This is a genomic window from Escherichia sp. AM3, assembly GCF_032029835.1.
Lineage (GTDB): Bacteria > Pseudomonadota > Gammaproteobacteria > Enterobacterales > Enterobacteriaceae > Escherichia > Escherichia coli.
Genome location: NZ_JAVUPQ010001302.1, coordinates 1 through 236, shown reverse-complemented (window position 1 = coordinate 236; position 236 = coordinate 1). Strand labels below are relative to the sequence as shown.

Genomic DNA, 236 nt, shown 5'->3' with positions numbered 1-236 from the left:
GCACGGTGATGGTGATCGGTGCCCCCACCAGGCGGCTGCCCTCGGGAGGGAGGGGGTAGGTTACAGCAGATGCAGCGGGAACCAGAATACCAAGCGTAAAAACGAATGAGGCAAATCGAATCATAGTGTTCTGTACTCAGTCAAAGAGAAAGCCTGCCGGTGGGCAGGCTTAGCCTACCCATTCAGTCATCTTTTCGTCGTGCGCCATCTCCGGGTAAGGACTTTTTCTGCTTCAA

1 pseudogene is annotated in these 236 nt (G+C 54.7%); it reads right to left on the bottom strand.

What is annotated here, in order from left to right:
* Positions 1–124, bottom strand: a pseudogene (locus tag RTW80_RS30790) (L,D-transpeptidase); the annotation flags it as partial.
* Positions 125–236 lie beyond the last annotated feature (112 nt).